General features: G+C 49.9%; 1 protein-coding gene. It reads left to right on the top strand.

What is annotated here, in order from left to right:
* Positions 1-497: VirB6/TrbL-like conjugal transfer protein, CD1112 family (locus tag ACFFUV_RS23975; protein WP_390198534.1), on the top strand; the 497-nt coding region annotated here is incomplete at its 5' end.
* Positions 498-501 lie beyond the last annotated feature (4 nt).

The raw sequence follows: 501 nt of genomic DNA, 5'->3' as shown, positions 1-501 counted from the left end.
ATATGGCGCAACACGTTGTTTCCGGCGCGGCGGGGGTAATCGGCGGCAGCACAAATATTGATGTTGCCGCCGCCCTTGCTTCCATGCATAGCGGGCTTGACGCTATGGAAATCCCCGAACTGCTCTTACTTGTCATGGAAACAAGCCTTGTGAGCTTGTGCATGAAGATAATGTCCGTACTGATAACCGTTATCCTCTACGGGCGCATGATAGAAATTTACCTTTACTGTTCGGTATCGCCTATCCCGTTTGCAACTATGACTAACCGGGAATGGGGGCAGATAGGAAACAACTACCTAAAATCCCTGTTCGCTATCGGTTTTCAAGGCTTCCTCATTATGATATGCGTCGGCATTTACGCCGTACTGGTGAACAACATGATAATAGCGGACAATCTGCACAGCGCGATATTCTCCCTTGCAGCCTATACCGTTATCCTCTGTTTCTCCCTGTTCAAATCCGGCGCACTGGCGAAGTCGATATTCTCCGCGCATTAGCGGC

The organism is Vibrio olivae (genome assembly GCF_042428525.1).
GTDB classification, from domain to species: domain Bacteria; phylum Pseudomonadota; class Gammaproteobacteria; order Enterobacterales; family Vibrionaceae; genus Vibrio; species Vibrio olivae.
Note: the sequence above shows the minus strand (reverse complement) of the source record. Positions and strands in the feature narration are given on the sequence as shown.